This window comes from Devosia sp. SD17-2 (assembly GCF_029201565.1).
GTDB lineage: Bacteria > Pseudomonadota > Alphaproteobacteria > Rhizobiales > Devosiaceae > Devosia.
Window position 1 is genome coordinate 1,805,828 of sequence record NZ_CP104002.1, and the last position, 25,127, is coordinate 1,830,954.

Consider the following 25,127-nt stretch of genomic DNA (forward strand, 5'->3'; position numbering starts at 1 on the left):
CTCTCCACAACCATTTTACGCCGCCCCAGGGTGAGCAAAGCCCCCCAAGAGCGGCGATCATATGGCACTGGATCGGATTCGAATACTCAGGCGGACATATAGTTGGGGAACCAAGCTTCATGCGCGGTCCGCATCGCTGCCACCGAAAGCGGCTTCGCAGTGCCCAGAATGAGTTCGCTGCCGCCGGTGGTGCCGATCCAGGGAGCCTGGATACCCAGAGCCTTGGCCTCGTTCCACAGCGCCAGGATTTCCTCGCCCTGCGGATCGAGATTGAGCGTCACGAGGTAACGGCCTTGATCCTCGGCAAAATACTGCAGGACCGGATCATTACCCTCAAGGTCGACGACGCGCGCGCCACGGCCGCCGGCAATGGCCATCTCAGCCAGCGCGACGCCGAGGCCGCCATCGGAGAGATCGTGGCAGGCGGTGACGACGCCGGAGCGGATCAGCTTGCGCACGAAGTCGCCGGTCTTCTTTTCAGCGGCTAGGTCAACATGGGGCGCATCACCATCGCGACGGTCGAACAGATCACGCAGATAGATCGACTGGCCGAGATGGGTGCCGCGCTCTGCCGGACCGCCGATCAAGAGGATCGGCTGGTTGTCAGCGACAAAACCGATGCGCACCGACTTCTCCCACTCGGGCAGGAGGCCCACGCCACCAATGGTCGGGGTAGGCAGGATGCCGCGGCCATTGGTTTCGTTGTAGAGCGAGACATTGCCCGAAACGATGGGGAACTCGAGGACGCGGCAGGCTTCGCCGATACCCTCGATGGCTTTCACCAATTGGCCCATGATTTCCGGGCGCTCGGGGTTGCCGAAATTGAGGTTGTCGGTCGCCGCCAGCGGCTCCGCACCGGTCGCCGTCAGGTTACGCCAGGCTTCCGCCACAGCCTGCTTGCCACCCTCATAGGGGTTGGCTTCGCAATAGCGCGGGTTGACGTCGGAGGTGAAGGCGAGGCCCTTGGTTTCGGCGCCATCGACGCGGATCACACCGGCGTCGCCGCCGGGGCGCTGCATGGTGTTGCCCTGGATCATGGTGTCGTACTGCTCGTAGACCCAGCGGCGCGACGAGCAATGATGACCACCGATCAGCGCCATCACGGCTTCGGCGATATCCATCTGCGGCACGTCGTCCTTGGCGAGAGCCGCCGGGATGACGGGCTCGGTCCACGGGCGATCGTATTCAGGGGCCTCATCGCCGAGGTCCTTGATCGGCAGATTGGCGACTTCCTCACCCTGCCAGAGCACGCGGAACCGCAGATCGTCGGTCGTCTTGCCGACGGTGGCGAAGTCGAGCTCCCATTTTTCGAAAACCTTGCGCGCTTCCGGTTCCTTTTCCGGATGCAGCACCATGAGCATGCGCTCCTGGCTTTCCGAGAGCATCATCTCATAGGCGGTCATGTGCTCTTCGCGCACCGGCACCTTGTCGAGATCGAGCTCGATGCCGAGATCGCCCTTGGCGCCCATTTCGACGGCCGAGCAGGTGAGGCCCGCAGCGCCCATGTCCTGGATGGCAATGACAGCACCGGTCGCCATCAGCTCGAGGCAGGCCTCGAGCAGGCGCTTTTCGGTGAAGGGGTCGCCGACCTGAACGGTGGGGCGCTTTTCCTCGATGTCGTCGCCGAATTCGGCCGAAGCCATGGTGGCGCCGCCGACGCCATCGCGGCCGGTCTTGGCGCCGAGGTAAACCACTGGCAGGCCAACGCCCTCGGCCTTGGAGTAGAAAATCTTGTCGGTATCAGCCAGTCCCGCCGCAAAGGCGTTGACGAGGTTGTTGCCATTGTAGCGGGCGTCGAATTCGACTTCGCCGCCGACCGTGGGCACGCCGAAGGCATTGCCATAGCCACCGACACCGGCAACGACGCCGTTGACGAGATGGCGGGTCTTTTCATGCTCGGGCGCGCCGAAGCGCAGCGCGTTCATCGCTGCTACCGGGCGTGCGCCCATGGTGAAGACGTCGCGCAGAATGCCGCCCACGCCGGTCGCCGCGCCCTGGTAGGGCTCGATGAAGCTGGGGTGATTGTGCGATTCCATCTTGAAGACGACGGCCTGGCCGTCACCGATATCGACAACGCCGGCGTTTTCGCCCGGGCCCTGAATGACGCGCGGGCCGGAGGTCGGCAGGGTGCGCAGCCACTTTTTCGAACTCTTGTAGGAACAGTGCTCGTTCCACATCGCCGAGAAGATGCCGAGCTCGGTATAGGTCGGCTCGCGGCCGATCAGGTCGAGGATCTTCTGATATTCATCCGGCTTGAGCCCGTGATCCGCAACCAGCTGCGGGGTGATGGCGATGTCGTTGCGAAGGGTCATCGGGTCGTTCCGTAGGGAGGCTCGGGGTAATATTCCATGGCGCGCTGGGTGTTGCGGGCAGTGTCCTGTCCGAACAGATGGCCCAGCAGCCACAATGACATGTCTATGCCGGCCGAGACGCCGGCACTGGTGACGACGCCGCTGTCCTGCACATAGCGTTCGTCCTGGAGAAATTCGGTGTTGGGGGCGTGGGTGCGCACGAAGTCGATGCCGGACCGGTTGGTCGTGGCCCGGCGACCTTCAAGAAAGCCGATCTTGCCCAGAATTGCGGCGCCCGTGCAGACCGAGATGTGCCAGTTGACGTCGGCCATATAGGCGCGCAGTTCGGCCAGGAATTCGTCTTCCTTGACGAGGGTGCGCGTGCCCTTGCCACCGGGAATGATCACAGCGTCGGCAGGTGGGCGATCGGCCCAGGAGTGCGTCGCTTCGACGACCATGCCCTTGCCGCAGACAATGCGCTTTTCCGGCCAGCCGAGCGTGAACACGTCGAGGCCCGCGCCAAGCAGCTTGGCCATGGAAAACACTTCCCACGGCCCGACGAAGTCGAGTTCTTCCACGCCGGGAAACAAGACGATGGCAATGGAGAAACCATGTTCAGCCATGGTGCGCCCTCCGAAAAATGCGCAGCTCGCCGGCCTGATCGCTCAGGATGATCCTCAGGCCGCCCGGTCGAGGAGTGCGGCGAAGAGAGCCCGGCCATCGTCGCCACCGTGAGCTGCCTCGATGAGGTTCTCGGGGTGCGGCATCAGGCCCAGCACGTTCTTTTCGGCATTCATGATGCCGGCGATGTTGTTGATCGAGCCGTTCGGATTGGTGCCCTCGGCATAGCGGAAGGCCACGCGGCCGTTGCCTTCAAGGCGCGCCAGCGTCTCGGCATCGGCAAAATAATTGCCGTCGTGATGGGCCACCGGGCAGCGGATGATCTGGCCCTTATGGTAACCACGCGTGAACGGATTGTCCGTGTCGGTAACCTCGAGCTTGACCTCGCGGCAGACGAACTTGAGCGAGGTGTTGCGCATCAGGGCGCCGGGCAGGAGGCCTGCTTCGATGAGAATCTGGAAGCCATTGCAGACGCCGAGCACCTTGACGCCGCGGGCAGCACGTTCGCGCAGCTTGTCCATGATGGGCGAGCGCGCGGCGATAGCGCCGCAGCGGAGATAGTCGCCATAGGAAAAGCCGCCGGGAATGACGACCAGATCAACGTCCGGGATATCGGCGTCCTGGTGCCAGACGATGGCCGGAGCCTGGCCCCCGATCTTGGTCAGTGCCGCGATCATGTCGCGATCACGGTTAAGGCCCGGGAACACGATGACAGCTGCCTTCATCGGTGGATCCTCGCTCTGTCTGGGGAATGCGCGAGGCCCTTTTGGTTGGTCTTTGGCTAAAAGGCAAGACCCTCGGCCCAGTGGGGCAGTAAAACCTTTGGGGAAGCGCCCTGGCAGCATCGCGCCGGGGCCGCGGGCACAGGGCTACTCTGCGGGAGCCGGCGCGGGTTTGTTCCGGCGCGTGCCCGGAATATGGGCCCAGTCCGGCCGCTCGAAGAGGAATTTGCCAAAGCCGATTTTCTCTGTGATCCACCACAGGATAAGCGGGCCGCAGATGGCTGCCACCATTGTGAGCAGACTGACGATATTTGGCTCGTTGATGCCGACGGCCAGCAGCAGGATGCGGGCAATGCCCATGGGCAGGACGAAGGCGACATAGATCACGAGCGATTTCGTGCCCAACCAGCGCAACCAGTTCATCCACGGCAGGCGCACCAGCAGCGCCGCGGCGACCACGATGGCGACCGCACCGGCCATGGCTGTCACGAGGTGAATGCCGGGGATCGCCGCCCAGCCCATCTGGATGTGCACGGGGTCGAGCCGAAAACCGGGGCTGAAGACGAGGATGGCGTTGACGGCGGCCCAGGCGCCCAGCACCGCAAGGGCAGGGCCCACATTGTCTCCTGCCCACGCGGCGATCCGGAACAGGTGCGGCGCAAGGACATAGCCGGCGTAGAAATAGACAAAATAGGCGGCGAACTGATCGACGAGATAGCTGCCGGTCTGGACGGAAGCTATCTGCAGCAGCGCCGCGCCAACCAGCACGGCCCAATGCGGGATCTTGAACTGATGGAAGAGCTTGCTGGCGGCGCCCATGACGGCCAGCATGTAGATGAACCACAGCACGCCGTAGGGCTCGACAATCGCCATGGCCATGGCGCCGAGCGCCCCGCCGGGGTCGCGGCCGACGAGGGCGATTTTGAAGGCGATGTGGATGAAGGCCCATAGGGCGTAGAAATAGAAATAGTGCACGACGCGACGGTCGGCGAAGGCGCGCCAGGGCCGGTCGATCACCTGACTGAGGAAGAGCCCCGAAATCAGGAAGAACTCGGGCATGCGGAAGGGCATGGCGAACGCGATGGTCCAGTGCAGGAACCCGGTCTGGCCGGTGTCCTCGCCCACGCTCGATGCGCAATACATGATGACGACAAGAAAAATGGACAGGCCCTTGGCCATGTCCACCCAATCGTGGCGAAGTTGATCCCTGGCCATTCTGAGCTCCCTCTAGCTCAGGGAACACTAGCGCATGGCAAAGACCGGTGCGTTAAAGAGCGTTGGTAGGGGCAATCGCAAATGCGCGATTGGTAACCAAGCCGCTAAGCGGCTCAGTTCAGAGCGGAACCGAAGCGTAGGCCGCGAACAGCAGGCCGAGCGAGGCTACAAACATCACACAGAGGGCGAGAGTCTTACGCATGCTGAATTGATCCTGCGCCATTACGCGGCGCGCGACGGGGAGTATCGCTACAAACCGTTAAGCGAGAATTTCGATGGCGTAGTTTTCGATGACCGTATTGGCCAGAAGCTTTTCGCACATCTGTGCCAGCTGGTCCTTGGCGGCTTCGGCATCGGTGCCTTCGAGAGCAAGGTCAAAGACCTTGCCCTGACGCACGCCAGTCACCCCGGCAAAGCCGAGGCTGGCGAGGGAGCCTTCGATGGCCTGGCCCTGCGGATCAAGAACGCCGGCCTTGAGCGTGACGGTAACGCGCGCTTTCATCAAACTGCCCCGAATACTATTGAACCAGACGCGGACCAGTGGTCAGCGCGTTGTCGTTTTCCACCAGAATGCCCAGGCGCTGGGCGACTTCGCGGTAGTTCTCGACGAGACCGCCGAGACCTTCACGGAAGCGGTCCTTGTCCATCTTGTTGCGGGTCTTGATGTCCCACAGACGGCAATTGTCTGGGCTGATTTCGTCAGCCAGGACAATGCGCATCAGATCGCCTTCATAGAGACGGCCGAGCTCGATCTTGAAGTCGACGAGCTGGATGCCGACGCCCATGAACAGGCCGGTCAGGAAGTCGTTGATACGGATGGCGAGGCTCATGATGTCATCGAGCTCGGCGGGCGTGGCCCAGCCAAACGCGGTGATGTGCTCTTCCGAGACCATCGGGTCGCCCAGAGCGTCATCCTTGTAGCAGAACTCGATGATCGAGCGCGGCAGCTGCGTGCCGGGTTCGAGGCCGAGGCGCTTGCAGAGAGAACCGGCGGCATAATTGCGCACGATCACCTCGAGCGGGATGATCTCGACTTCCTTGATCAGCTGCTCGCGCATGTTAATGCGGCGCAGGAAGTGGGTCGGGATGCCCATCGAGTTGAGCTTGGTGAAGATGAACTCCGAGATCCGGTTGTTCAGCACACCCTTGCCGTCGATGACTTCGTGCTTGGCGCCGTTGCCAGCCGTCGCATCATCCTTGAAATACTGCACCAGAGTGCCGGGCTCAGGACCTTCAAAAAGGATCTTGGCCTTGCCCTCGTAGATTTTGCGTCGACGATTCATCGGGGATTCCGCTGCTCTGAAACTGCATCGCGTTAAGGCGGCTTCATGCGCCAGAACGGACCAAAAATGCAAGCCCTTTTGAGGGTGAGGGGCGTTTGCTGTGCAAACATGGCGGGCCGGGAGGAGCGTCTGCGGCCGGCGGGCCGTTGAATTGACAGGCTCGCCTGCCTACGTTCAGGGTGTGACAACCGGTATTGCCGGTGCATGCAACCGTAGGGAGACTGGAATGGGCGGTTTTGACGAGCGCAAGAAGGGCCAGGAAGCCAAGTACGCCTTCGACGCTGAAAAGCAGTTCAAGGCGGAAGCGCGCCGCAACAAGCTGCTGGGGATCTGGGCGGCCGAACTGATGAGCCTTTCGGGCGATGAAGCCAATGCCTATGCCGCTGAAGTGGTGGCTGCAGATTTCGAGGAAGCGGGCGACGAGGACGTGTTCCGCAAGGTTTCCGGCGACCTCAAGGCCAAGGGCGTCTCGGTTGGCGACGATGTGATTCGCCAGAAGATGCTAGCCCTGGCCGCTGAAGCCAACGCACAGATTGCCGCTGAGGGCTGATCGAGCCGGGCGGTTAAGATTTAGGGGAGCCGGCGGTGCCGGCTCCCTTTTTGTTATCCGATGGTGACGCTGGTCGCCTCATAGGCGGTGCCGTTCATCTTCCAGTGCACGGTCACCTTCTCTCCGGCCTTGAGGCCCGGGTCCTTGAAGGTCGCTGGCAGCTGGTAGGTCTTGCCGTCAGCCAGGGTCAGCGTGTGCGCCTTGAGGTCAAAGGCCTTCACCATGCCCGATATGGTCTGGTCCGCCGGTGCAGTAACCGCAGGTTTGGCTGCGGGCGTTACCGCGGAAGCAGCAAAGGCGGCGCCGGGTGCAGCTGCAACAAGGGCGATGAGGATGGGGGCGATATATCTGCGCATGATGGTCTCCATGCGTTCTTCGGGCGTGATGCCCAGCACGCCGATTTTCTGAACCCGTCGCGTCACGAATGCCATGGCATTCGCCGGCGGTTCCAAACCAACGTGTCATTGGTCTAGGCCCGGCCAGCTGCCTTCTCAAGTTAAGAATACTTAATCCGAAAAGTGGTCAAAACGCCTTATTTTGCTTGGTCTTAGGCGAAATTTTGACGGCTTTCGGGCAGCTCCACGCTTGCCGGTCTCAGGGCGACTTTCGCACGGTCATGGCCATGCCGATGGACGCGGGCATTGCCGGGTCAAAGCCATATTTTGCGTAGAGGTGTCGGGTATCGCCGTCGGCGATTAGGCTCACATAGGCGCCCTCTGGCGCGTGGGTGCGGAGGCGTTCAGCGAGAGCCGACATGATCGCCTTGCCCAATCCCTTGCCGTGATGCTCGGGTTCAAGCGCAATATCAACGATCTGGAATGCGGTGCCGCCATCGCCGATGATCCGGCCCATGCCGATGGCCCGACCGTCCAGCATCACCGGCTGCGAACCAGCTCTTGGGCAGCCCGAGTTCGGCCTGTTCGATGGTCTTGGGGCTGAGCCCCGCAGCCACCCGCAGCCGGAGATAGTCCTCCACTGCGGGCGTCTGGTGGGTGATCGTGTAGCCGCCCGTCATATCCGCTGCATGAGGCGGGTGAACATCATCAGGCCCTCGGGCCAGGGGCCATGGCCGCTGTCGAGATTGATATGGCCCGCCTCACCGGCATTGTGAAATTCCGAGCCCCAGGCGCCTGCCAGGTCGGCGGCCGTTTCGAGCGCGCAATAGAAGTCGGTCGAGGAGGCCACGAGCAGCGACGGAAAGGGCAGGGGGTCACGCGGAAGCGGTGCGAAATCCCGCACGGCTTCGGGTGCATTGTCGCGATAGACGTCGGGTGGGCACACGAGGAGCGCGCCCTTCACCTTGCCGTCTGTGAGCTGCGCCGCGGCCTTTGCTACTGCGATGCAGCCCAGCGAATGGGCGACGATCACCACCGGCCGCTCAGCAAGCTCCACGGCCTTGACGATCGCGTCGACCCAATCCTCCGGATCCGGATCGTCAAAATCAGCCTGCTCGACGATGGACGCGGTGCGCATCTTCTCGGCCCAGCGCTGCTGCCAGTGCCCCGGTCCTGAATTGTGCAGGCCGGGGATGATCAGGATGTCGGCGTCAGAGAGCTTCATTTTCCGAACACGCGGGCAAAGATCGTGTCGACGTGCTTGAGGTGGTAGGCGTCGTCGAACATGGCGTCGATTTGTTCATCGGACAGAGTCACTTCCGGGTCAGCCTTGAGGTTGGCTGCGAAGAGACCGGCGCGGTCGCCATTGTGCTGCCAGACCTTCATGGCGTTGCGCTGGACGGCCGCATAGCTGTCTTCGCGGCTGTAGCCGGCCTGGGTGAGGGCGAGCAGCATGCGCTGCGAATTGTGCAGGCCGCCGAGCAGGTCGAGGTTCTTGCGCATGTTTTCCGGGTAGACGACGAGCTTGTCGATGACGCCGGTGAGGCGAGCCAGCGCGAAGTCGAGGGTGACGGTCGCGTCGGGGCCGATCATGCGCTCGACCGAGGAGTGCGAGATATCGCGTTCGTGCCACAGCGCGACGTTTTCGAGCGCCGGGGTCACCATGCCGCGCACGAGGCGGGCAAGACCGGTGAGGTTTTCGGTCAGCACCGGGTTGCGCTTGTGCGGCATGGCCGACGAGCCCTTCTGGCCGGGGGAGAAATATTCCTCGGCTTCGAGCACTTCGGTGCGCTGCAGGTGACGGATTTCGACTGCGACGCGCTCGATGGAAGAGGCGACGACGCCCAGCGTTGCAAAGAACATGGCGTGGCGATCGCGCGGGATCACCTGGGTTGAAACCGGCTCGATCGAAAGGCCGAGCTTTTCCGCCACATATTCTTCCACCGACGGGTCGATATTGGCGAAGGTGCCGATAGCGCCGGAAATGGCTGCGGTGGCGATTTCATCGCGGGCGGCGACGAGGCGCGCACGGTTGCGGGTGAACTCGGCATAGGCTTCGGCCAGCTTGACGCCAAAAGTGGTCGGCTCGGCGTGGATGCCGTGGCTGCGACCGATGGTGATGGTGTTCTTGTGCTCATAGGCACGACGCTTGAGGGCTTCGAGCAGCGCATCGACATCGGCGATGAGGATATCGGCGGCACGCTTCATCTGCACGGAGAGCGTGGTGTCGAGGATATCCGAGGAGGTCATGCCCTGGTGCACGAACCGGGCGTCTGGGCCGACGATTTCCGACAGGTGTGTCAGGAAGGCGATGACGTCGTGCTTGGTGGTGCGCTCGATCTCGTCGATGCGCTCGACGTCAAAGCCATAGTCACCCAGCTCGGCCTTGCGGGCGTTCATCACTTCCCAGATCTTGTCGGCGCTTTCCTTGGGCACGACACCGAGCTCTGCCAGCTTGGAGGTCGCATGCGCCTCGATTTCGAACCAGATCGCGAAGCGGGTCTCGGCCGACCAGTTTGCCACCATTTCGGGACGGGAGTAACGCGGAATCATGGGGTTAGCCTCGGCTGGTGAGAATTTGATTCAGGTGGAGGCAGCCTTTCTCGGCCGCCTCTGTGACATTTGTCAGGCAATGATGCCGGTGGCTGCATCACGGATGGCCTTGATGCGCGCTGCGTAGGTCGTGGGTTCATTGCCGGCATAAACGGCCGAGCCCGCCACGAGCACATTGGCGCCCGCCTTGGCGACTTCGCCGGCATTGGCAGCGGTCACGCCACCGTCGACTTCGAGATCGATATCGCGCCCGCCGATCAGCGCCTTGGCCTGGCGGATCTTGTTGAGGCTGTCGGGAATAAAGCTCTGCCCGCCAAAGCCCGGGTTGACGCTCATCACCAGCACCAGGTCGACATCGTCGATCACATGCTGGATTGCCGAAACCGGCGTTGCCGGGTTGAGAGCCACGCCGGCCTTCTTGCCAAGGGCGCGGATGGCCTGCAGCGAACGGTGCAGATGCGGGCCGGCCTCGGCGTGGACCGTGATGATATCGGCGCCGCCCTTGGCGAAGTCAGCCAGATAGGCATCGGCCGGTGCGATCATCAAATGGCAGTCGAAGACCTTGTCGGTCACGCCGCGCACGGACTTCATGATCGGAGCGCCAAAGGAGATGTTCGGCACGAAGTGGCCGTCCATCACGTCGATATGGATATAGTCAGCGCCGCCGGCGACAATGGCCGCCACTTCATCGCCCAGCCGAGAGAAATCGGCCGACAGAATAGATGGGGCGATGCGAATGGGGCGGTTGGCCATGGCAGGCAGCTCTCAGAAAAGGGGAGATGAGGCTGCTATAGGGCCGGTATGCGCCGTGGGCAAGGCTTACCCCGCTATACAATGGTTGGACAAAGCGAGGGGCGACGCCCGCCTCAGGCCACCGACCTGCGAGATGCCGTTTCGGGCTCGGTACTGAAAATGTCCACGATCTGGTCAAGCTCGTTGGCCTGGGCCTCCGACTGAGAGATCGAGGCGTTGATCTGCTCGACGAGTGCGGCGTTGTGCTGGGTCATCTCGTCGATAGCGCGCACGGCCTGGCTGACCTCGAGGACGGACTGTGCCTGTCCGCTGCAGTGTTCGGCAATGACCTCCATAATGGTCATGTTGCTTCGCGCTGTCCCGACCATGACCGAGAGCTGGCCGGCGGCATCGGCGACCAGTTTGGTGCCGCCCATGATGTCTGCCGCACTCTGCTCGATCAGCGTCTTGATTTCGCCCGATGCTTCTGCGGCGCTCTGCGCGAGGCGCCGCACTTCCACGGCAACGACCGCAAAGCCCTTGCCAGCCTCGCCGGCGCGCGCCGCCTCCACCGATGCGTGGAGGGCCAGTAGATTGGTCTGGAAGGAGATGTCGTCGATCAGCTTGACGATATCGGCCACTTTCTTGGACGATTCCGTCATGCGCTGCATGGCCTCATTGGCCTGATGCATCACCTGGCCGCCTGCATCGGCGGCACGGCTGACTTCCAGCGCCATGGCGTTGGCCTCGCGCGCCTGTTCAGCATTCGCCTCCACCGTCTTGGCCAGTTCAGAGATAGTGTCGGAGGTGTGCATGATGGTGGCGCTCTGGCGGGATGTGCGCCCCGAAAGATCGTTGGCGCCCGAGAGGATGTCGGCTGTGGCGTGTTTGAGGGAGGCCGAGGCGGTCTTGAGCTGGTCGACGATCTCCCCCAGTGTTTCGGCCACGGCATTGGTGTGGCCCTGAAGATCGGCGAAGACGCCGTGGAATTCGCCCTCGACACGCCGCGTCACGTCGGCCCGGGCGATCGACTGCAGCACGTCCAGTGTAGCGCCGAGACCGCGGCCGATTTCGTCGACCAGCCTGTTGGTGGGCGCCAACCAGGTCGTTGAGTGCTTCATGTCCGTAGTCACCGGAAAGGCGCCGCGAGAAATCGCCGACGAGGCCTTCTTCCACCACCATGGCGAACTCGCTTTGCAGCTGCGCCATCTGGGTGACCTGTCGGGCGCTGGCCTCGGCGGTCTCGCTGGCCCGCCTTGCGCTTTCGCGCGCTTCCTCTGCGCTCATGGCAGCGTCCTCGGTCCGCTCGTCGGCGATGCTGAGTGCTGCATTGGTGTTGATGGTCATCCAGATCAGCGCCGCCGCTTCGGCGACGAGAATGACCGCATGAAGGAGAATCCGGTCGAGACCACCGGCGCCGTAAAAGACGAGGTCGCTGAGCAGCAGCCCCAGCGCCAGATGGTGCACTGCGACGAGAGCTGTGCCGATGAGAATGGAGCGGATATCATAGAGCAGGGAGCACATGGCGAGGGCCGCGAAGAAGGCCATGTGCATATCGATCTGCATGGGGTGGCCGCGCATGGCGATCAGCACGGCGGCGATTTCCCCCATCAAGACGGCGACCACGAGGTGCCGCCCGGCCGGACGCAGCCGCACCAGGATCAGCCCGACGGCCGTCAGCGCAGCGAGGCCGAGAGCGAGTGCCGAACCTGATCCGAGTTGTCCAAAGCGAATGAATTCCGTTGCCACGGCGGCGATGGCCAGAATGGCGACCAGCCCGGTCAGGGCGAGAAGAACCCTCGTTCTGAACAGCTCGAGACTCATGCTTGCTCTCCTTCGATTTGTCCGCAAAGGCCGCGGGCGGCCGTGGTGAGCCAGGCGCCGTTGTCCCGGACCCGCTGGGCAAATTCGGGGTCAGAGGCGACGGCAACGATGACATTTGAAAAGCGCGTACCGCCGGCGAGCGCGCCGCCAGCGTCGATTATCGCCGACACAGCTTCAGCTTCGCTCGTCCATGGCGGAAAAACGACACCAAACTCACCCTGGTCGGGCGGCAGGTGGTGGCCGATGGCAAGAAATAGAAAAGTCATCAGCGCGGCCGCCGAGGAAAGCAGGCCCGAGAGCAGTATATCGTTCTTCGACGTCGACTGCGTTTTCATCGGAACAGTCCAAGCTGTTGCGGGGATACGCTAAACACTGGGTCTGGATCTGACTAAATTCTGTTCTTCGACTGTATGACTAAACACTGAATAACATTGTAATCATTGTTTCAGTACTCATCGCCGGGCGGACTAGCGGCCGGTGCGGTGGTGTCAGGGTCGCTCAATTTAATGCGATGCGGCAGACGGGCTCATTGCATTGGGCGGCAATACCGCTACACCGGGGCCCAACCAGGAGCGTCAATTTTGGAATTTTCCCTACCTCTGATTATCGGGGCCGGTGTTCTGAGCTTTCTCAGCCCCTGCGTACTGCCGCTGGTGCCGCCCTATCTTACCTATATGAGCGGCGCGAGCTTTGAGCAGTTCCGCGATGAGTCCAAGTCCGGCAGCCCGCTGCAGCTGCGGGTGGCGATCACCTCGCTGTTCTTCATCCTCGGCTTTTCGGTGGTCTTCATCACGCTTGGCGCCACGGCGACTGCCTTCGGTCAGGTGTTCCGTCAGCTCCTGCCGATCCTGACGCCAGTTGCGGGCGTCGTGATTATCGCCATGGGCCTCCATTTCCTGGGGGTCTATCGCATCGCATTGCTGGACCGGCAGATTCGCCACAATGGTCCCGGCGTTGCCTCGGGGCCGCTGGGCGGGTTTCTTCTCGGCCTCGCGTTCGCCATCGGCTGGACGCCGTGCATCGGGCCGGTGCTCGCGGCGATCCTCTCCGTCGCGGCCAGCCAGGAGACGGCCTGGGAAGGCGCATCCCTCCTTGGGCTGTATTCGCTCGGACTTGGCATTCCCTTCTTCCTCGCCGGCATGGCGATCGGGCCGTTCCTCACCTTCTTCGATAGTTTCAAGCGTCACCTGCGCACTGTCGAGAAGATCATGGGCGGGCTGCTGGTGGTTACTGGCGTTTTGTTCCTCACCGGCAATTTCACCCGCATTTCCTTCTGGTTCCTCGAGACATTCCCGGTCCTGGCTACTTTCGGCTGACGGTAAGCTGCGCTTAACCGTCCGCCTGATCTCTTGCGCGCGCTGGCTTTGATTTGAAATTGTTCAGTCCGGGTTTACCGGCCTGCGGCACACTTGCTGCAGGGACAGGGCGAGAATGATGGTGGCTGCCGGAGCAAGTGAGGAGGCGATAGCGCGTCTCGGCGACGAGACGCCGAGCGCATTAACGGCTTCTGCCAGCGATTTGCCGCTATCTAGCGGCGCCCTGACGGTTTCCGTCACCAACCGCATCGAAGATGTCGAAGCCATCTGGCGCGCGCTCACCGCCGAGCGCATCGAATCGCCGGGCCAGAGCTATGACTTCATCCGCCTCTGGATCGCCGATCGACAAATCGACGAGGACGATCAGCGCTATGTTGTGGCCCGCCTCGACGGCGCCCCGATCGCGCTCCTGCCGCTCCACCGGCGTCGGCGGAACGGGCTCTTCATCTACACCTGGTTCCCCAGCAGCCATGTCGGCTGCTACGCACCCATTTCAGACTACACCGCTCTCGAGCGTCTTGGCGCCGATGGGCGCCGCGCGCTCTGGCAGGAGATGATCGGCAAGCTCGACGGCGCCGATGCTGTCTACCTCCGCTCCATTCCGACCGAGATCGCCGGCTATACGGGATTGTTCGACGAACTGGGCGAAGCCCTCACTGTCGAGACCCTCTACCGGGCCGAGTTCACCTCCTGGGAGCAATGCGATCAGGTGCAGCGCAGCCGGACCCGCCGCAAGCATGACCGGCAGCAGGGCGACCGGCTCGTCGCGCTTGGCGATATCGGTTTTGAGCTGGTTACCGATCCACTGGCGGGCACCGAGGCCATCGGCGTCATGTTCCGCCAGCGGTCTGCGCGCTTCCGCGCCCAGGGCATTCGCGACATCTTCGTCTGCGACAATCTCGTGGGCTTTTACCTGCGCGCCATGCAGCCCGGCTCCGGGGTGGACGTGCGCCTCCACGTGCTGCGTCTCAATGGCGAAATCGTCGCCGTCCGCTACAACATCGTCCATGGCGATCGCATGTTCTGCCTCATCTCCTCGATGAGCGACGACCCGCAGATCCAGATCGGGTCTCCCGGCAAGCAGTGTCTGTTGCGGGTCATGCAGTCTGTGTTCGACGCGGGTTTTACCATGTTCGACATGGGCTCGGGGTTCACCGACGAAAAGCGCCACTGGTGCAATGTGCAGACGCCGCTGCGCCAGCACTATGTCGGTATTACCCGCAAGGGTCAGGCTGCAGTCGGGCTACACCGCAATTTTCAGCGTCTGCGCGCCTGGGCCAAGGCCCACCCGACCATCAAGAATGGGTTGCGCCATGTCCGGCAGATTGCCGACCGCCTGGTCCCGAACCGTCCCGCTTCAGAATAATTTCAGCCCCTTGAGCGAAGCATGTCCGGATCGACCGATGATGATGTGGTCGTGCACGGTAATTCCCATCGGCTTGGCGATCTCGGCGATTTCCTTGGCCATGCGCACGTCGGCAGCCGATGGCGCCGGGTCGCCCGAGGGATGGTTGTGGACAAGGATCAGCGCGCTTGCCGAGAGCTCCAGCGTGCGCCGGATAACTTCGCGGGGATAGACCGGCGTGTGGTCCACGGTGCCAACCTGCTGCACCTCATCGGCGATCAGCCGGTTCTTCTTGTCGAGAAAGAGGATGCGGAACTGCTCCACCGTCTCATAGGCCATGGCGTTGTGGCAGTAGTCGATCAGCTGCGTCCATGACGAGAGGATCGGCTTTTCCTTGTCGACCTTGTCGCGGCCATAGCGCTGCGCCACGGCCTGCATGACCTTGAGATGGTGATGGAGGTTTCGCCGAGCCCCTTCACTTCGGCGAGACGGGCAGGGGGCGCACCCAGCACTTCCGAGATCGAGCCGAAGCGGGCGAGGAGGTCCTTGGCCAGCGCCTTGGTGTCGCGCTGGGGGTTCGCCATGTGGAGCACAAGCTCGAGAAGTTCGTAGTCGGCGAGACCGGCGCCACCGAGGAGATTGAAGCGCTCCCGCGCTCTTTCGCGGTGGCCAAGATAGTGCGGCTTGGCCACCGCTTCAGACAGGCCCTTCGATTTGGCCCTGTCTTCGCTCACTGGCTGCTCCGCGCCGCCAGCGGGTTGAAGAGACCTCCGGGGGAGAGCGTGAAGATCTCATTGCCCGTTTCGGTGATGCCGATCGAGTGCTCGCACTGCGCCGAGAGGGTCCGGTCGCGGGTCACGGCGGTCCAGCCATCGGAAAGGATTTTGACGTGCGGCTTGCCCAGATTGATCATCGGCTCGATGGTGAAGATCATGCCGGGCTTGAGCGGCGCACCTGTTCCGGGGGTGCCGAAATGGAGGATGTTCGGCTCGTCGTGGAACAGCCGGCCGACGCCATGGCCGACGAAGTCGCGCACCACGCTCATGTCCTGACCCTCGGCCACGGCCTGGATGGCAGCACCGATGTCGCCAGTGGTGTTGCCCGGCTTCGCGGCGGCCAGGCCGGCTTCAAGGCTGGCATAGGTGACTTCGATCAGGCGCTCGGCCTTCCGGCTGATGTCGCCCACCGCGTACATCCGGCTCGAATCGCCATACCAGCCGTCGACGATGAGGGTGAGGTCGATATTGACGATGTCGCCGTCGCGCAGGCCGCGTTCATCGGGAATGCCATGGCACACCACGTGATTGATCGAGGTGCAGAGCGAATGCCGGAACCCCTTGTAGAACAGGGTGGCGGGCAGGGCGCCGTTATCGCGCGCGAATTCATAGGCAATCTGGTCGAGCTTGGCGGTTGGCACGCCCGGCTCGACATACTCGGTCAAAATGTCCAGCGCCTGGGCGGTCAGCTGCCCGGCCTTGCGCATGCCGGCAAAACCGTCCTCGCCGTGCAGCGGGATGATGCCTGGGGTGCGGCGGGGCTGGGTGGACGCTTCGACGTAGGTAACCATAGAGAACTCCGGTATTCAAAGGCCAACCTAGTCATTTGCTTTCGGGATTAAAAGGCCCCAGCCGCTTGACGCAACCTTGCGCTGGTAGCATTCCTCAGGGCCCACAGTGATGGAATGCCCAATGTCGAGCCAATCCCGCGTTACTGCCGGTCTTCTGGTGATCGGTGACGAAATCCTCTCCGGTCGCACCAAGGACGTCAATATTGGCGCGGTGGCCGACTTCTGCACCGATCTTGGGATCGACCTGACCGAAGTTCGGGTGGTCAGCGACGTGGAAGAGAGCATTGTCGAGGCGGTCAACGCCCTGCGCGCCCGCTATACCTATGTCTTCACCACGGGCGGCATTGGCCCCACCCACGACGACATCACCGCCGACGCCATCGCCAAGGCCTTCGGCGTGGCCCTGCCGATCAATGCCCAGGCGCGCGAAATGCTCGAGGCGCGCTGGAAGCAGACCGGAACCGAGGTGAATGAAGCACGCCTGCGCATGGCGCGTATTCCCGAGGGCGCCGATCTCATCGTCAATTCCGTCAGCGCCGCGCCTGGCTTCCGCATCGGCAATGTCCACGTGATGGCCGGCGTGCCAGTCATCATGCGCGCCATGCTTGAAGCGCTGGCTCCCACTCTCAAGGGCAGCAAGAAAGTGCTGTCGGTCACCGTCAAGGCGGCGGTGGGCGAGGGGACGGTCGGCGGTCCATTGGCCGCGCTCCAGGAACAGTATCCGGACGTCAAGATGGGCAGCTATCCACAGATGGGTGGCGACCGGGTGATGACCGAGCTCGTGCTGCGCTGCGCCGACGAAGCCCTGCTGGCCGAGGCCGCCGAGAAGGTCCGCGCCATGGTAGACGCTGCACATGCAAAAGCAGGAATCGCGCCGCCCGACGCACAATGATTGGCGTCGGCCCCGAGCTTTGCTAAGGACAGGCTCGAAAAATCCAGATTCAGGGCGTTGGCCCACCCCCGCCCAAGGAGAGATGCGTTGAGCAATCCGAACCAGAAGTCCTTCCCCGTCACCTGGGACCAGTTCCACCGTGACAGCCGCGCGCTGGCCTGGCGCCTGGCCGGCATGGGTACGTTCGACGCCGTTGTCGCCATTGCCCGCGGTGGCCTCGTGCCCGCAGCAATCGTCGCGCGCGAACTCAATATTCGCACCGTCGAAACCGTCTCGGTCAAGAGCTACGACCATCAGAACCAGAGCGGCATCAAGGTGCTCAAGGAAATCAGCCCACAGGTGCTCGAGCTTGCTGCCAATGGCGGCAAGGTTCTGATCGTCGACGATCTGGTCGATACCGGCAACACTGCCCGCGTCGTCCGCGAGATGCTTCCCGGCGCCCATTTTGCCACCGTCTATGCCAAGCCCAAGGGCCGCGAGCTGGTCGATACCTTCATCACCGAAGTGAGCCAGGATACCTGGATCTTCTTCCCGTGGGATCTCGACGTTGCCTATGTCGCTCCGATTTCGGGCGGCACCGACTGACCTTTCCGACAATGCGGGCGTGGTGAAATTGGTAGACACAAGGGACTTAAAATCCCTCGCTTCGGCGTACGGGTTCGATTCCCGTCGCCCGCACCAGACTTTGACGAGACAGACATGATTGAACCTATTGCAACCGGCGTCGCGCCATCCTCGGCTCCCATCAATGACGCGGTGCGTGCGGGCAAGCATGTCTGGCTCGTGGCCGTCGCCGAAGATCCGGTGACCGGCGAAATCCTCACCGGCGACATCGAAGAGCAGGCGCGCCGCTGCATCCAGAACCTGGAGATGGGCGTGAAGGCGGCCGGCGGTGCGCTGACGAACATCGTTATGATCCAGATCTTCCTCATCGACAGCGCCGACGCGCCGGGCATGAACAAGGTCTATCGCGAGTTCTTTACCGCCCAGCCGTTCCCGGTCCGCGCCACTGTCGTCGTCAAGGAGCTGCTCGCCAAGGGCCTGCGTATCGAAATGACCGCAACGGCGGTTCTCGACTGATGCTGCTCAAGCGCGACCTGCTCGAGGACATCAAGGCCGGCAAGGTTGATCTGGTCTTCCGGCGCTGGAACCGTCAGACGGTCAAGGCCGGGGGCACGCTCAAGACCAAGGTCGGCCTCCTCGCCATCAAGGCGATCACCGACATGAGCCCCGATGATGTCACCGAGGCCGAGGCGCAACGCGCCGGCTTCAAGGATGTGGCTGATTTCCGCCGCTGGCTCGACACGATGAAAGAGGGCAGCGTCTTCCAGAAGATCGAAGTCGGCTATATCGGCGACGCCGAGTAGGGCGTCCCTCAGCCGTTACCGTCTGACTAAAGAAAACGCACCCTCCGCACCGTCATTGCCCGGCTTGTGTGGGCAATCCGTCTTTGCGGGAGCATGGACCACCCGGAGAGGCCGGGTGGTGACTATTCGGTTGCAGGGCAGCAAGCGGCGAGGGGCGCCGACTACGCGGTCAGCGTCCGGTCACCAAAAAATTCAAAATGGCGTCGGTGCGACGAAGGTCATGAACTCTTCCGTCGTCGGATGGGTGAAGCCAAGTTCGGCAGCGTGCAGTTGCAGCCGGTCGGCCGCGCGCAGCACATCACCATCGGCATAAAACGCATCGCCCAGAATCACATGGCCCAAAGCCTTCATGTGAACGCGCAGCTGGTGCGTCCGTCCCGTCAGCGGCACGAGGCGAACGCGGGTGACATTGTCCTCGCGTTCCAGCACCTGCCATTCGGTCTGCGCCGAGCGCCCGTTCTCATAGTCGACACGCTGGCGCGGCTTGTTTTCCCAGTCGGTCGCGAGCGGCAGATCGATAAGGCCCGTGTCCTCGGCGATGATCCCGGCGACCCGGGCGACATAGCTCTTGGTGGTCTTGCGATGCTCGAACTGGCTGCCGATGCGGCCATGAGCACGCTTGTTGAGCGCCATCACCAATACGCCGGACGTATCCTTGTCGAGGCGGTGGCACATGCCGGCCGTCGGCCAGGTCTGGCGCGCCCGGTGCTCGATGCAGTCCCACAGCGAGGGATCCTTGCCGGGCACGCTGAGCAGGCCAGACTGCTTGTCGACGACAAGGATGTCGTCATCGACGTGAAGGACATTGAGATAGGGATCGGTCGGGGGAAAATAGTCGACCAGTGTGGGCATGGGTCCGGGCATGGGCATGGCTGTACCAGACTGCGGATGGTTCCGCCAACCGGTGTGCACAATCTGTTGAGGGAACGAACAGGGCTTAACAGAAGTTATCCCTGCAAGTTTCAACACCAAGGAGGTTCTCATGAACAAGGATCAGGTAGACGGCGCTGGCAAGCAGATCAAGGGCGCAGTCAAGGACGCTGTTGGCGGCCTTACCGGCGATGCGAAGCTCCAGGCCGAAGGCAAGCTGGACAAGGCCGAGGGCAAGGTTCAGCAGAAGGTCGGCGATGTGAAGAATGAGGTCCGCAAAGCCCTCGACGATTGATCGGCCCCAAGCTGAACAAGGAGAGGCCCCGACATCTGTCGGGGCCTTTTTTATGAGAAGCTGTAGTGGAACCGCGCGCACCCGCTCCCGAGCGCTTTGGCCGAGATCAGCTTCGGACTGCTCCGTAGCCCAGTTGGCGGAAACAGGGGGATGCCGCCCCCCAGGATTTCCGAGATCACATAGATTTCGAGTTCATCGAGCGCCCCGCGTTCCATGAAGGCCATCTGCAGGCGGCCCCCGCCGACCATCCAGACGTCCCCATCATCCAGGCCGCGCAGTTCGCGAACAAGATCATCGACGTTCTCGCGGGTTTCGAGGGTGCCTTTCGGCTCTTCAATCGGCCGCGACGTGACCACCAGTACGCGCTGGTCCGCATAGGCCCAGGGCCCGCCATGCTCGGCTACCCAGTCATAGGTCGAGCGGCCCATCACTACGGTGCGGATGGACCTGATGAAACTCTCATAGTGGTGCTCGCCGAGATCTAGATCGGCGCGCTGGGTCAACCAGTCGAGGTTCTCCTGCCTATCGGCGATATAACCATCGAGGCTCGTGGCGATATATCCAACAATCCTGGCCATTTTTTCTCCCCTTCTGCCCGGTCTCTTAGCGTTTGCCGGGTGACAGAAGCTGTCAGCATCGGCCGGTGATGCTGCTCCGCCGCTGGCGGGACCCGCCTCAAAAGCCTATGCTGGAGCGATGGAGACCACGACTTTTCCCACCGCGCTGGGCGTATTCGGCCTTGGCTGGACCGAGACCGGTCTTGCCCGTGTGCTGTTGCCCGATGACGACGAAGCCGCCCTGCGCGAGCGGCTGGGCCGTGGCGGCGCCGAGGCGGGCGATCCGCCGATCTGGGTCGAAACCCTCATGGGTCGGATCGAAGACTACGCCGATGGCATCGCGGTAGATTTCAGCGGGGTGCCGCTCGATCTCTCCGGCCTGCCGGAGTTTCATCGCCGCGCCTACCAGCTCCTTCTCGGTTACGGGTGGGGGCAGGTGACCACTTATGGCGAGATGGCGCGGGCGCTGGGTGATGTGGGTCTCTCGCGCGCCGTCGGGCAGGCCATGGGCGCCAATCCCATGCCGCTCGTCATTCCCTGCCACCGGGTTCTGGCCAGCAATGGCAAGGCGGGTGGCTTTTCAGCTCCCGGCGGGGCGGCAACCAAGCAAAAAATGCTGGCCCTTGAGGGCGTGACCATTGGCGCGCCACCGGGCCAGTTGAATTTCGGATTTTAGCTATGGCCATTGAAATCGAGCGCAAGTTCCTGGTGACCGGCGATGGCTGGCGCGGGGCGGCAACCAGCAGTTCGGCCCTGCGCCAGGGCTATCTCTCCACCAATGCCAAGGCCACGGTCCGCATCCGCATCATCGATGACGCCCGCGCGGTCCTGACGCTGAAGGGCCCCACCACAGGCATTAGCCGGGCGGAGTTCGAATATGACGTGCCGCTCGAAGAGGGCAGGGCACTGCTCGAAATGGCGCGCCCCGAAGTTGTCGAAAAACGCCGTTACGAAGTGCCCTTTGGCGGCCTCACCTGGGAGGTCGATGTCTTCGAGGGCAGCCATGCCGGTCTCATCATGGCCGAAGTCGAACTGACCGATGCCGCCCAGGACATCGCACTACCCGACTGGGCGGGCCGTGAAGTCAGCCACGACGACCGCTACGCCAATGCCAGCCTGTCGCGCAATCCGGGCGTCCCCGCGATCATCTGACAGGGCATGAGACAGAATGGGTTGCCAGAGGTGGGCGATGCGGCGGCTTTGGCGTAAGGGACAGCCAACCATGCCTGATATGCAGGCCACGATTCGAACGGAGACACGACCATGCTGATCACAGCCGAAGACCTAGAGGCTATCGTATCCGGACAGGTCGACACGGCGTTTCGGCGCTGGGAGAAGCCGACGGTAAAGGCCGGTGGGACCCTCGTGACCTCTGCCGGGATCCTGGCCATCGACGCGGTGGATGTGGTGGGCATCAAGACGGTCGATCCTGAAGATCTGGCGCGCGCCGGTTTTGCAGGGCGCGACGAGCTCAATGCCATGCTGGGCAAGCGCGAGGGCACGCTTTACCGCATCCGCCTTCACTATCTCGGTGAGGACCCGCGCGTGGGGCTGCGCGAAAGCGACGCGCTGTCGGACGCCGAGTTCGATGAAATCTCCCAGACGCTGGCCCGCATGGACGGCGGAAATCCTTGGACCCGCCGCGCCCTTGATCTCATCCAAGAGGGGCCCGGTGTGCCTGCGAACGAGCTGGCCGAAACTCTCGGCATGGAAAAGGTCAAGTTCAAGAACAGCGTGCGCCGGCTGAAGGCACTCGGCCTCACCGAGAGCCTCGTGATCGGCTACGATCTGTCGCCGCGCGGCCGCGCCTGGCTGACCCGGGCGCGCTCCGCCGACTGAGCTACTGCCAGCGCTTGAAACTCTTGAGGTGCGTGAGCGTGCCCGTGACCGTCGTCACGATCCGGTTGACCGGATCGGTGACCGGCACGATCTGCACATTCTCACGCGCCGGATCGGGCTCTTCCAGTGTCGCGAACTGGCTGTCGAGCAGGCTCGTGGGCATATACTCATGGCTGCGCTTGGCCATGCGCTCGCCGATGACCTCGCGGTTGCCCTGCAGATAAACGAAGAGCACCGGCTCGCCGGCCTTTTCGGTGATGAAGTCGCGATAGCTGCGCTTGAGCGCGGAGCAGGCACCCACAGCAACACCCTTCTTGCCATCGGCGGCTTCCTTGAGCGCGGCGCTGAGGGCCTCGAGCCAGGGCCAGCGATCTCCGTCGGTGAGGGGTGTGCCGGCCCGCATTTTCTCGACATTGGCTGCAGGGTGATATTTGTCGCCATCGAGAAAAGGCGCGTGCAGCGCCCGGCCGAGCGCTGCACCCACGGTGGATTTGCCCGAGGAGCTGACGCCCATCACAATGACGATGCGGGCGGGCTCAAACGACTGCGGTGAAGGCGCCATCGACATAAAGAATGTGTCCATTGATATAACTGGAGGCGTTGGATGCGAGGAACACGGCCACTGGTCCCAGTTCCGCGACGTCTCCCCAGCGCCCCATGGGTGTGCGGTTCTCGACCCAGGCATTGAATTCTGGATTGGCCATCAGCGCCTGGTTGAGTTCGGTTTTGAAATAGCCGGGCGCAATGGCGTTGATATGGAGCCCCTTGGGGGCCCAGTCCGCCGCCATGCCGCGTGTCAGATTGGCGATTGCCGCCTTGGCTGCACTATAGGGCGCAACCGTGGGGCGCGCCACATTGGTCAGCACCGAGCAGATGTTGATGATCTTGCCCCGTCCGCGGCCAATCATGTGCCGCGCGACCATCTGGCTGACGCTGAAGGTCGAGACCACATGGGCCGACAGCATGCGCTCGAAATCGTCGTGGCGAAAATTCTCCAGTGATCCGCGAATCTGTATGCCCGCGTTGTTGACCAGAATGTCGATCGGGCCGATTTCGCTCTCGCAGTGGTCGATCGCCGCCTCGACACTGTCGGGGCTGGTCACGTCAAAGGCCAGCGCCGTCACATTGGCGCCTTCCGCTGCGAGATCGGCTGCGGCATTGCCGAGCGCGACATTGTCGCGACCATTGAGCACCACGCTCGCCCCCGCCTGGGCCAGTCCTCGCGCCATGGCATAGCCCAGCCCGCGGCTCGACCCGGTGATCAGCGCACGTTGTCCTGAAAGGTCAAATGGGTTAGACAGCAGCATTCAATTGGCCCCCCACGTAAAGTGTGACGTCACTTATCCAGTGGGGCGAACGGAATGCAAGCCAAGCGTTAAATCTTCCATACAAGATGGCGGTTTTCGCCAATTTATGCATTCCAAGGCCTTTCATCTCCGGTCAGATTGTGGTCATTTGCCGCACGTGTCGCGCCCATTGTGCGCTTGACTGGACAGAATTTGTCTTCGGAAGGACTGTATGTATGTCGACTGCGGATATCGGCCTGATTGGCCTGGCGGTAATGGGTTCCAACCTGGCGCTCAACATCGCCGAAAAGGGCTACACCGTGGCCGTCCACAACCGGTCGGCCGGTCGCATCGATGAGCACATGGCCGATGCCAAGGCGCAGGGCCTGGATGGCAAGACCATCCCGAAATATGACCTTGCCGACTTCGTGCAGACGGTGAAGGCGCCGCGCTCCATCATCATCATGGTCAAGGCTGGGCAGCCGGTCGACGACATGATCGAGCAGCTGCTGCCCCATCTCGAGCCGGGCGATGCCATCATCGAGTGCGGCAACTCGCTCTATACCGACACGCAGCGCCGCTTCGACTACCTCAAGCCCAAGAATATTGGCTATCTCGGCGTCGGCGTTTCCGGCGGTGAAGAGGGTGCCCGCCACGGCCCGTCGATCATGGTCGGCGGCTCCAAGGAGCAATGGCACAATGCCGAGGCGGTCCTCACCGCCATTGCGGCGCAGTTCAATGGCGAAAGCTGCTGCGCCTATCTGGGGGAAGGTGGCGCCGGCCATTTCGTCAAGATGATCCATAACGGGATCGAATATGGCGACATGCAGATGATCGCCGAGATCTATGGCGTGATGCGTGACGGTCTGGGCATGACGCCAAAGGCCTGCGCTGAAGTCTTCAAGGAATGGAACAAGGGTCCGCTCAATTCCTACCTGATCGAAATCACCGGCCACGTGCTGGACGCCGTCGACGGCGAAACCGGCCAGCCGCTGGTTGATCTCATCCTCGACAAGGCCGGCCAGAAGGGCACCGGCATGTGGTCGGCCGTTGTCGCCCAGCAGATGGGTGTGCCGGCGACCGCCATCGAGGGCGCCGTCGCTGCCCGCTCCATCTCCTCCCGCAAGGATGAGCGCGTTTCGGCCGAAGCTATCTATGGCAAGCCCAACCGCGCCAAGACAGATGTGACGCTGGAAGATCTTGAAAAGGCGCTCCTCGCCGGCAAGATCGTGTCCTACGCCCAGGGCTTTGCCGTCATCGCCAAGGCTTCGGAAGAATTCGGCTGGTCGCTGCCGCTGGCCACGATTGCAAAGATCTGGCGCGCCGGCTGCATCATCCGCTCGCGCTTCCTCGACCAGATGAGCTCAGCTTATGCCAAGGGCGAAGCGGTCAACCTGCTCGTCGTTCCCGACTTCGTCGAGATCATGAAGGACAGCCACCCGGCGCTGCGCAAGGTCGTCGCCGCCGCGGCAGTCGGCGAATTCCCGATGATCTGCCTCTCCGCCTCGCTGAGCTATTTCGACAGCTACCGCCAGGCGCTCGGCACAGCCAATCTCACGCAGGGCCAGCGCGACTTCTTCGGCGCCCACGGTTTTGAGATCGTCGGTCGCGGCAAGGATCTGCACGGCACCTGGCCGTCGACGCTCGGGAATTAAGTCGCCGACTTA

General features: G+C 62.6%; 32 protein-coding genes, 1 tRNA gene and 1 pseudogene. 14 read left to right on the top strand and 20 right to left on the bottom strand.

All coding sequences use genetic code 11. The annotated features are described in order from the left end of the window. Window positions 1–86: 86 nt before the first annotated feature. The 6 genes from purL to purC all read right to left on the bottom strand — a co-directional run bounded on the left by purL (window position 87) and on the right by purC (window position 6,132). Window positions 87–2,312 carry a phosphoribosylformylglycinamidine synthase subunit PurL gene (gene purL, locus NYQ88_RS08805; RefSeq protein ID WP_275654559.1) on the bottom strand — a complete coding sequence of 742 codons (2,226 nt, stop codon included), beginning with the start codon at window positions 2,310–2,312 and terminating at the stop codon, window positions 87–89. Then, window positions 2,309–2,914, bottom strand: a complete 606-nt coding sequence (locus NYQ88_RS08810) for a DJ-1/PfpI family protein (protein WP_275654560.1) — start codon at window positions 2,912–2,914, stop codon at window positions 2,309–2,311. Before NYQ88_RS08810 ends, purL begins: the two co-directional genes overlap by 4 nt. Before the next feature lie 54 nt (window positions 2,915–2,968). After that, window positions 2,969–3,637: a phosphoribosylformylglycinamidine synthase subunit PurQ gene (gene purQ / locus NYQ88_RS08815; RefSeq protein WP_275654561.1), complete on the bottom strand. Its 669-nt coding sequence runs from the start codon at window positions 3,635–3,637 to the stop codon at window positions 2,969–2,971. A 144-nt stretch (window positions 3,638–3,781) separates the two neighbouring features. Further along, entirely contained in the window at window positions 3,782–4,849 is a 1,068-nt protein-coding gene (locus NYQ88_RS08820) for an acyltransferase family protein (RefSeq protein WP_275654562.1), read from the bottom strand. Between the two features lie 259 nt (window positions 4,850–5,108). Next, complete coding sequence (gene purS / locus NYQ88_RS08825; RefSeq protein WP_275654563.1) at window positions 5,109–5,354, bottom strand: phosphoribosylformylglycinamidine synthase subunit PurS; 246 nt, start codon at window positions 5,352–5,354, stop codon at window positions 5,109–5,111. Between the two features lie 13 nt (window positions 5,355–5,367). Beyond that, window positions 5,368–6,132, bottom strand: a complete 765-nt coding sequence (gene purC / locus NYQ88_RS08830) for a phosphoribosylaminoimidazolesuccinocarboxamide synthase (RefSeq protein ID WP_275654564.1) — start codon at window positions 6,130–6,132, stop codon at window positions 5,368–5,370. Between the two features lie 226 nt (window positions 6,133–6,358). Between purC and NYQ88_RS08835 the strand changes: the two genes are divergently transcribed. After that, window positions 6,359–6,682: a DUF1476 domain-containing protein gene (locus tag NYQ88_RS08835; protein WP_275654565.1), complete on the top strand. Its 324-nt coding sequence runs from the start codon at window positions 6,359–6,361 to the stop codon at window positions 6,680–6,682. Window positions 6,683–6,735: 53 nt separating this feature from the next. Here NYQ88_RS08835 and NYQ88_RS08840 read toward each other — a convergent pair whose 3' ends face one another. The 7 genes from NYQ88_RS08840 to NYQ88_RS08865 form a co-directional block, all read right to left on the bottom strand. After that, the gene (locus tag NYQ88_RS08840) at window positions 6,736–7,113 is read right to left on the bottom strand and encodes a DUF1344 domain-containing protein (RefSeq protein WP_275654566.1); all 378 of its coding nucleotides are present in this window, start codon (window positions 7,111–7,113) and stop codon (window positions 6,736–6,738) included. 163 nt (window positions 7,114–7,276) lie between these two features. Continuing rightward, window positions 7,277–7,558 carry a GNAT family N-acetyltransferase gene (locus NYQ88_RS08845; protein ID WP_345774621.1) on the bottom strand — a complete coding sequence of 94 codons (282 nt, stop codon included), beginning with the start codon at window positions 7,556–7,558 and terminating at the stop codon, window positions 7,277–7,279. Then, window positions 7,488–7,697 carry a hypothetical protein gene (locus tag NYQ88_RS20775; RefSeq protein WP_345774622.1) on the bottom strand — a complete coding sequence of 70 codons (210 nt, stop codon included), beginning with the start codon at window positions 7,695–7,697 and terminating at the stop codon, window positions 7,488–7,490. Before NYQ88_RS20775 ends, NYQ88_RS08845 begins: the two co-directional genes overlap by 71 nt. Beyond that, window positions 7,694–8,242 carry an alpha/beta hydrolase gene (locus tag NYQ88_RS08850; RefSeq protein ID WP_275654567.1) on the bottom strand — a complete coding sequence of 183 codons (549 nt, stop codon included), beginning with the start codon at window positions 8,240–8,242 and terminating at the stop codon, window positions 7,694–7,696. The genes NYQ88_RS20775 and NYQ88_RS08850 overlap by 4 nt, the downstream gene beginning before the upstream one ends. Continuing rightward, window positions 8,239–9,570, bottom strand: coding sequence for an adenylosuccinate lyase (purB, locus tag NYQ88_RS08855; protein ID WP_275654568.1), 1,332 nt, complete (start codon window positions 9,568–9,570; stop codon window positions 8,239–8,241). The genes NYQ88_RS08850 and purB overlap by 4 nt, the downstream gene beginning before the upstream one ends. 72 nt (window positions 9,571–9,642) lie before the next feature. Next, window positions 9,643–10,323, bottom strand: a complete 681-nt coding sequence (gene rpe, locus NYQ88_RS08860; protein WP_275654569.1) for a ribulose-phosphate 3-epimerase — start codon at window positions 10,321–10,323, stop codon at window positions 9,643–9,645. A 113-nt stretch (window positions 10,324–10,436) separates the two neighbouring features. Next, window positions 10,437–11,423 carry a methyl-accepting chemotaxis protein gene (locus NYQ88_RS08865; protein ID WP_275654570.1) on the bottom strand — a complete coding sequence of 329 codons (987 nt, stop codon included), beginning with the start codon at window positions 11,421–11,423 and terminating at the stop codon, window positions 10,437–10,439. Between NYQ88_RS08865 and NYQ88_RS08870 the strand changes: the two genes are divergently transcribed. Then, window positions 11,422–12,015 carry a hypothetical protein gene (locus NYQ88_RS08870; protein ID WP_275654571.1) on the top strand — a complete coding sequence of 198 codons (594 nt, stop codon included), beginning with the start codon at window positions 11,422–11,424 and terminating at the stop codon, window positions 12,013–12,015. The two genes, NYQ88_RS08865 and NYQ88_RS08870, sit on opposite strands and share 2 nt — an antisense overlap. 107 nt (window positions 12,016–12,122) lie before the next feature. On the opposite strand, the gene NYQ88_RS08875 is transcribed toward NYQ88_RS08870, so the two are convergent. Beyond that, on the bottom strand, window positions 12,123–12,461 hold the full coding sequence (locus NYQ88_RS08875) for a hypothetical protein (protein ID WP_275654572.1): 339 nt from the start codon (window positions 12,459–12,461) through the stop codon (window positions 12,123–12,125). Between the two features lie 246 nt (window positions 12,462–12,707). Between NYQ88_RS08875 and NYQ88_RS08880 the strand changes: the two genes are divergently transcribed. Both NYQ88_RS08880 and NYQ88_RS08885 read left to right on the top strand, forming a co-directional pair. After that, entirely contained in the window at window positions 12,708–13,442 is a 735-nt protein-coding gene (locus NYQ88_RS08880) for a cytochrome c biogenesis protein CcdA (protein ID WP_345774623.1), read from the top strand. A 115-nt stretch (window positions 13,443–13,557) separates the two neighbouring features. Further along, complete coding sequence (locus NYQ88_RS08885) at window positions 13,558–14,808, top strand: GNAT family N-acetyltransferase (RefSeq protein ID WP_275654573.1); 1,251 nt, start codon at window positions 13,558–13,560, stop codon at window positions 14,806–14,808. Here the strand turns inward: NYQ88_RS08885 and radC are convergent. Both radC and map read right to left on the bottom strand, forming a co-directional pair. Beyond that, a pseudogene (gene radC / locus NYQ88_RS08890) lies at window positions 14,800–15,521 on the bottom strand (DNA repair protein RadC). The gene NYQ88_RS08885 and the pseudogene radC sit on opposite strands and share 9 nt — an antisense overlap. Further along, the gene (gene map, locus NYQ88_RS08895) at window positions 15,518–16,354 is read right to left on the bottom strand and encodes a type I methionyl aminopeptidase (RefSeq protein WP_275654574.1); all 837 of its coding nucleotides are present in this window, start codon (window positions 16,352–16,354) and stop codon (window positions 15,518–15,520) included. Before map ends, radC begins: the two are co-directional and overlap by 4 nt. A 121-nt stretch (window positions 16,355–16,475) precedes the next feature. Between map and NYQ88_RS08900 the strand changes: the two genes are divergently transcribed. The 5 genes from NYQ88_RS08900 to NYQ88_RS08920 all read left to right on the top strand — a co-directional run bounded on the left by NYQ88_RS08900 (window position 16,476) and on the right by NYQ88_RS08920 (window position 18,613). Beyond that, window positions 16,476–17,246: a molybdopterin-binding protein gene (locus tag NYQ88_RS08900; protein WP_275654575.1), complete on the top strand. Its 771-nt coding sequence runs from the start codon at window positions 16,476–16,478 to the stop codon at window positions 17,244–17,246. Between the two features lie 87 nt (window positions 17,247–17,333). After that, entirely contained in the window at window positions 17,334–17,831 is a 498-nt protein-coding gene (gene gpt / locus NYQ88_RS08905) for a xanthine phosphoribosyltransferase (protein WP_275654576.1), read from the top strand. A gap of 13 nt (window positions 17,832–17,844) precedes the next feature. Next, window positions 17,845–17,927, top strand: a tRNA-Leu gene (locus tag NYQ88_RS08910). A gap of 18 nt (window positions 17,928–17,945) precedes the next feature. Beyond that, complete coding sequence (locus NYQ88_RS08915) at window positions 17,946–18,326, top strand: RidA family protein (protein WP_275654577.1); 381 nt, start codon at window positions 17,946–17,948, stop codon at window positions 18,324–18,326. After that, window positions 18,326–18,613: a hypothetical protein gene (locus NYQ88_RS08920; RefSeq protein ID WP_275654578.1), complete on the top strand. Its 288-nt coding sequence runs from the start codon at window positions 18,326–18,328 to the stop codon at window positions 18,611–18,613. Before NYQ88_RS08915 ends, NYQ88_RS08920 begins: the two co-directional genes overlap by 1 nt. A 192-nt stretch (window positions 18,614–18,805) precedes the next feature. Here the strand turns inward: NYQ88_RS08920 and NYQ88_RS08925 are convergent, their stop codons facing one another. Continuing rightward, window positions 18,806–19,477 carry an RluA family pseudouridine synthase gene (locus NYQ88_RS08925; RefSeq protein ID WP_275654883.1) on the bottom strand — a complete coding sequence of 224 codons (672 nt, stop codon included), beginning with the start codon at window positions 19,475–19,477 and terminating at the stop codon, window positions 18,806–18,808. A 118-nt stretch (window positions 19,478–19,595) separates the two neighbouring features. Here NYQ88_RS08925 and NYQ88_RS08930 point away from each other — a divergent pair, with 118 nt between their 5' ends. Continuing rightward, complete coding sequence (locus NYQ88_RS08930) at window positions 19,596–19,778, top strand: CsbD family protein (RefSeq protein WP_275654579.1); 183 nt, start codon at window positions 19,596–19,598, stop codon at window positions 19,776–19,778. A 50-nt stretch (window positions 19,779–19,828) separates the two neighbouring features. On the opposite strand, the gene NYQ88_RS08935 is transcribed toward NYQ88_RS08930, so the two are convergent. Further along, window positions 19,829–20,356, bottom strand: coding sequence for a dihydrofolate reductase family protein (locus NYQ88_RS08935; RefSeq protein ID WP_275654580.1), 528 nt, complete (start codon window positions 20,354–20,356; stop codon window positions 19,829–19,831). A 118-nt stretch (window positions 20,357–20,474) separates the two neighbouring features. On the opposite strand from NYQ88_RS08935, the gene NYQ88_RS08940 reads away from it, so the two are divergent. From NYQ88_RS08940 to NYQ88_RS08950, 3 genes are all read left to right on the top strand, one after another. Next, the gene (locus NYQ88_RS08940; protein WP_275654581.1) at window positions 20,475–21,011 is read left to right on the top strand and encodes a methylated-DNA--[protein]-cysteine S-methyltransferase; all 537 of its coding nucleotides are present in this window, start codon (window positions 20,475–20,477) and stop codon (window positions 21,009–21,011) included. Between the two features lie 2 nt (window positions 21,012–21,013). Beyond that, window positions 21,014–21,487, top strand: coding sequence for a CYTH domain-containing protein (locus NYQ88_RS08945; protein WP_275654582.1), 474 nt, complete (start codon window positions 21,014–21,016; stop codon window positions 21,485–21,487). A 111-nt stretch (window positions 21,488–21,598) separates the two neighbouring features. Then, window positions 21,599–22,174, top strand: a complete 576-nt coding sequence (locus NYQ88_RS08950) for a hypothetical protein (protein WP_275654583.1) — start codon at window positions 21,599–21,601, stop codon at window positions 22,172–22,174. Between the two features lies 1 nt (window position 22,175). Here NYQ88_RS08950 and NYQ88_RS08955 read toward each other — a convergent pair whose 3' ends face one another. Then, window positions 22,176–22,736 carry a gluconokinase gene (locus NYQ88_RS08955; protein WP_275654584.1) on the bottom strand — a complete coding sequence of 187 codons (561 nt, stop codon included), beginning with the start codon at window positions 22,734–22,736 and terminating at the stop codon, window positions 22,176–22,178. Continuing rightward, window positions 22,711–23,481 (bottom strand): SDR family oxidoreductase, encoded by a 771-nt coding sequence (locus NYQ88_RS08960; RefSeq protein ID WP_275654585.1) that lies wholly within the window; start codon window positions 23,479–23,481, stop codon window positions 22,711–22,713. Before NYQ88_RS08960 ends, NYQ88_RS08955 begins: the two co-directional genes overlap by 26 nt. A gap of 215 nt (window positions 23,482–23,696) precedes the next feature. On the opposite strand from NYQ88_RS08960, the gene gndA reads away from it, so the two are divergent. Continuing rightward, window positions 23,697–25,115 carry an NADP-dependent phosphogluconate dehydrogenase gene (gene gndA, locus NYQ88_RS08965; RefSeq protein ID WP_275654586.1) on the top strand — a complete coding sequence of 473 codons (1,419 nt, stop codon included), beginning with the start codon at window positions 23,697–23,699 and terminating at the stop codon, window positions 25,113–25,115. The last annotated feature ends 12 nt before the right edge of the window (window positions 25,116–25,127 follow it).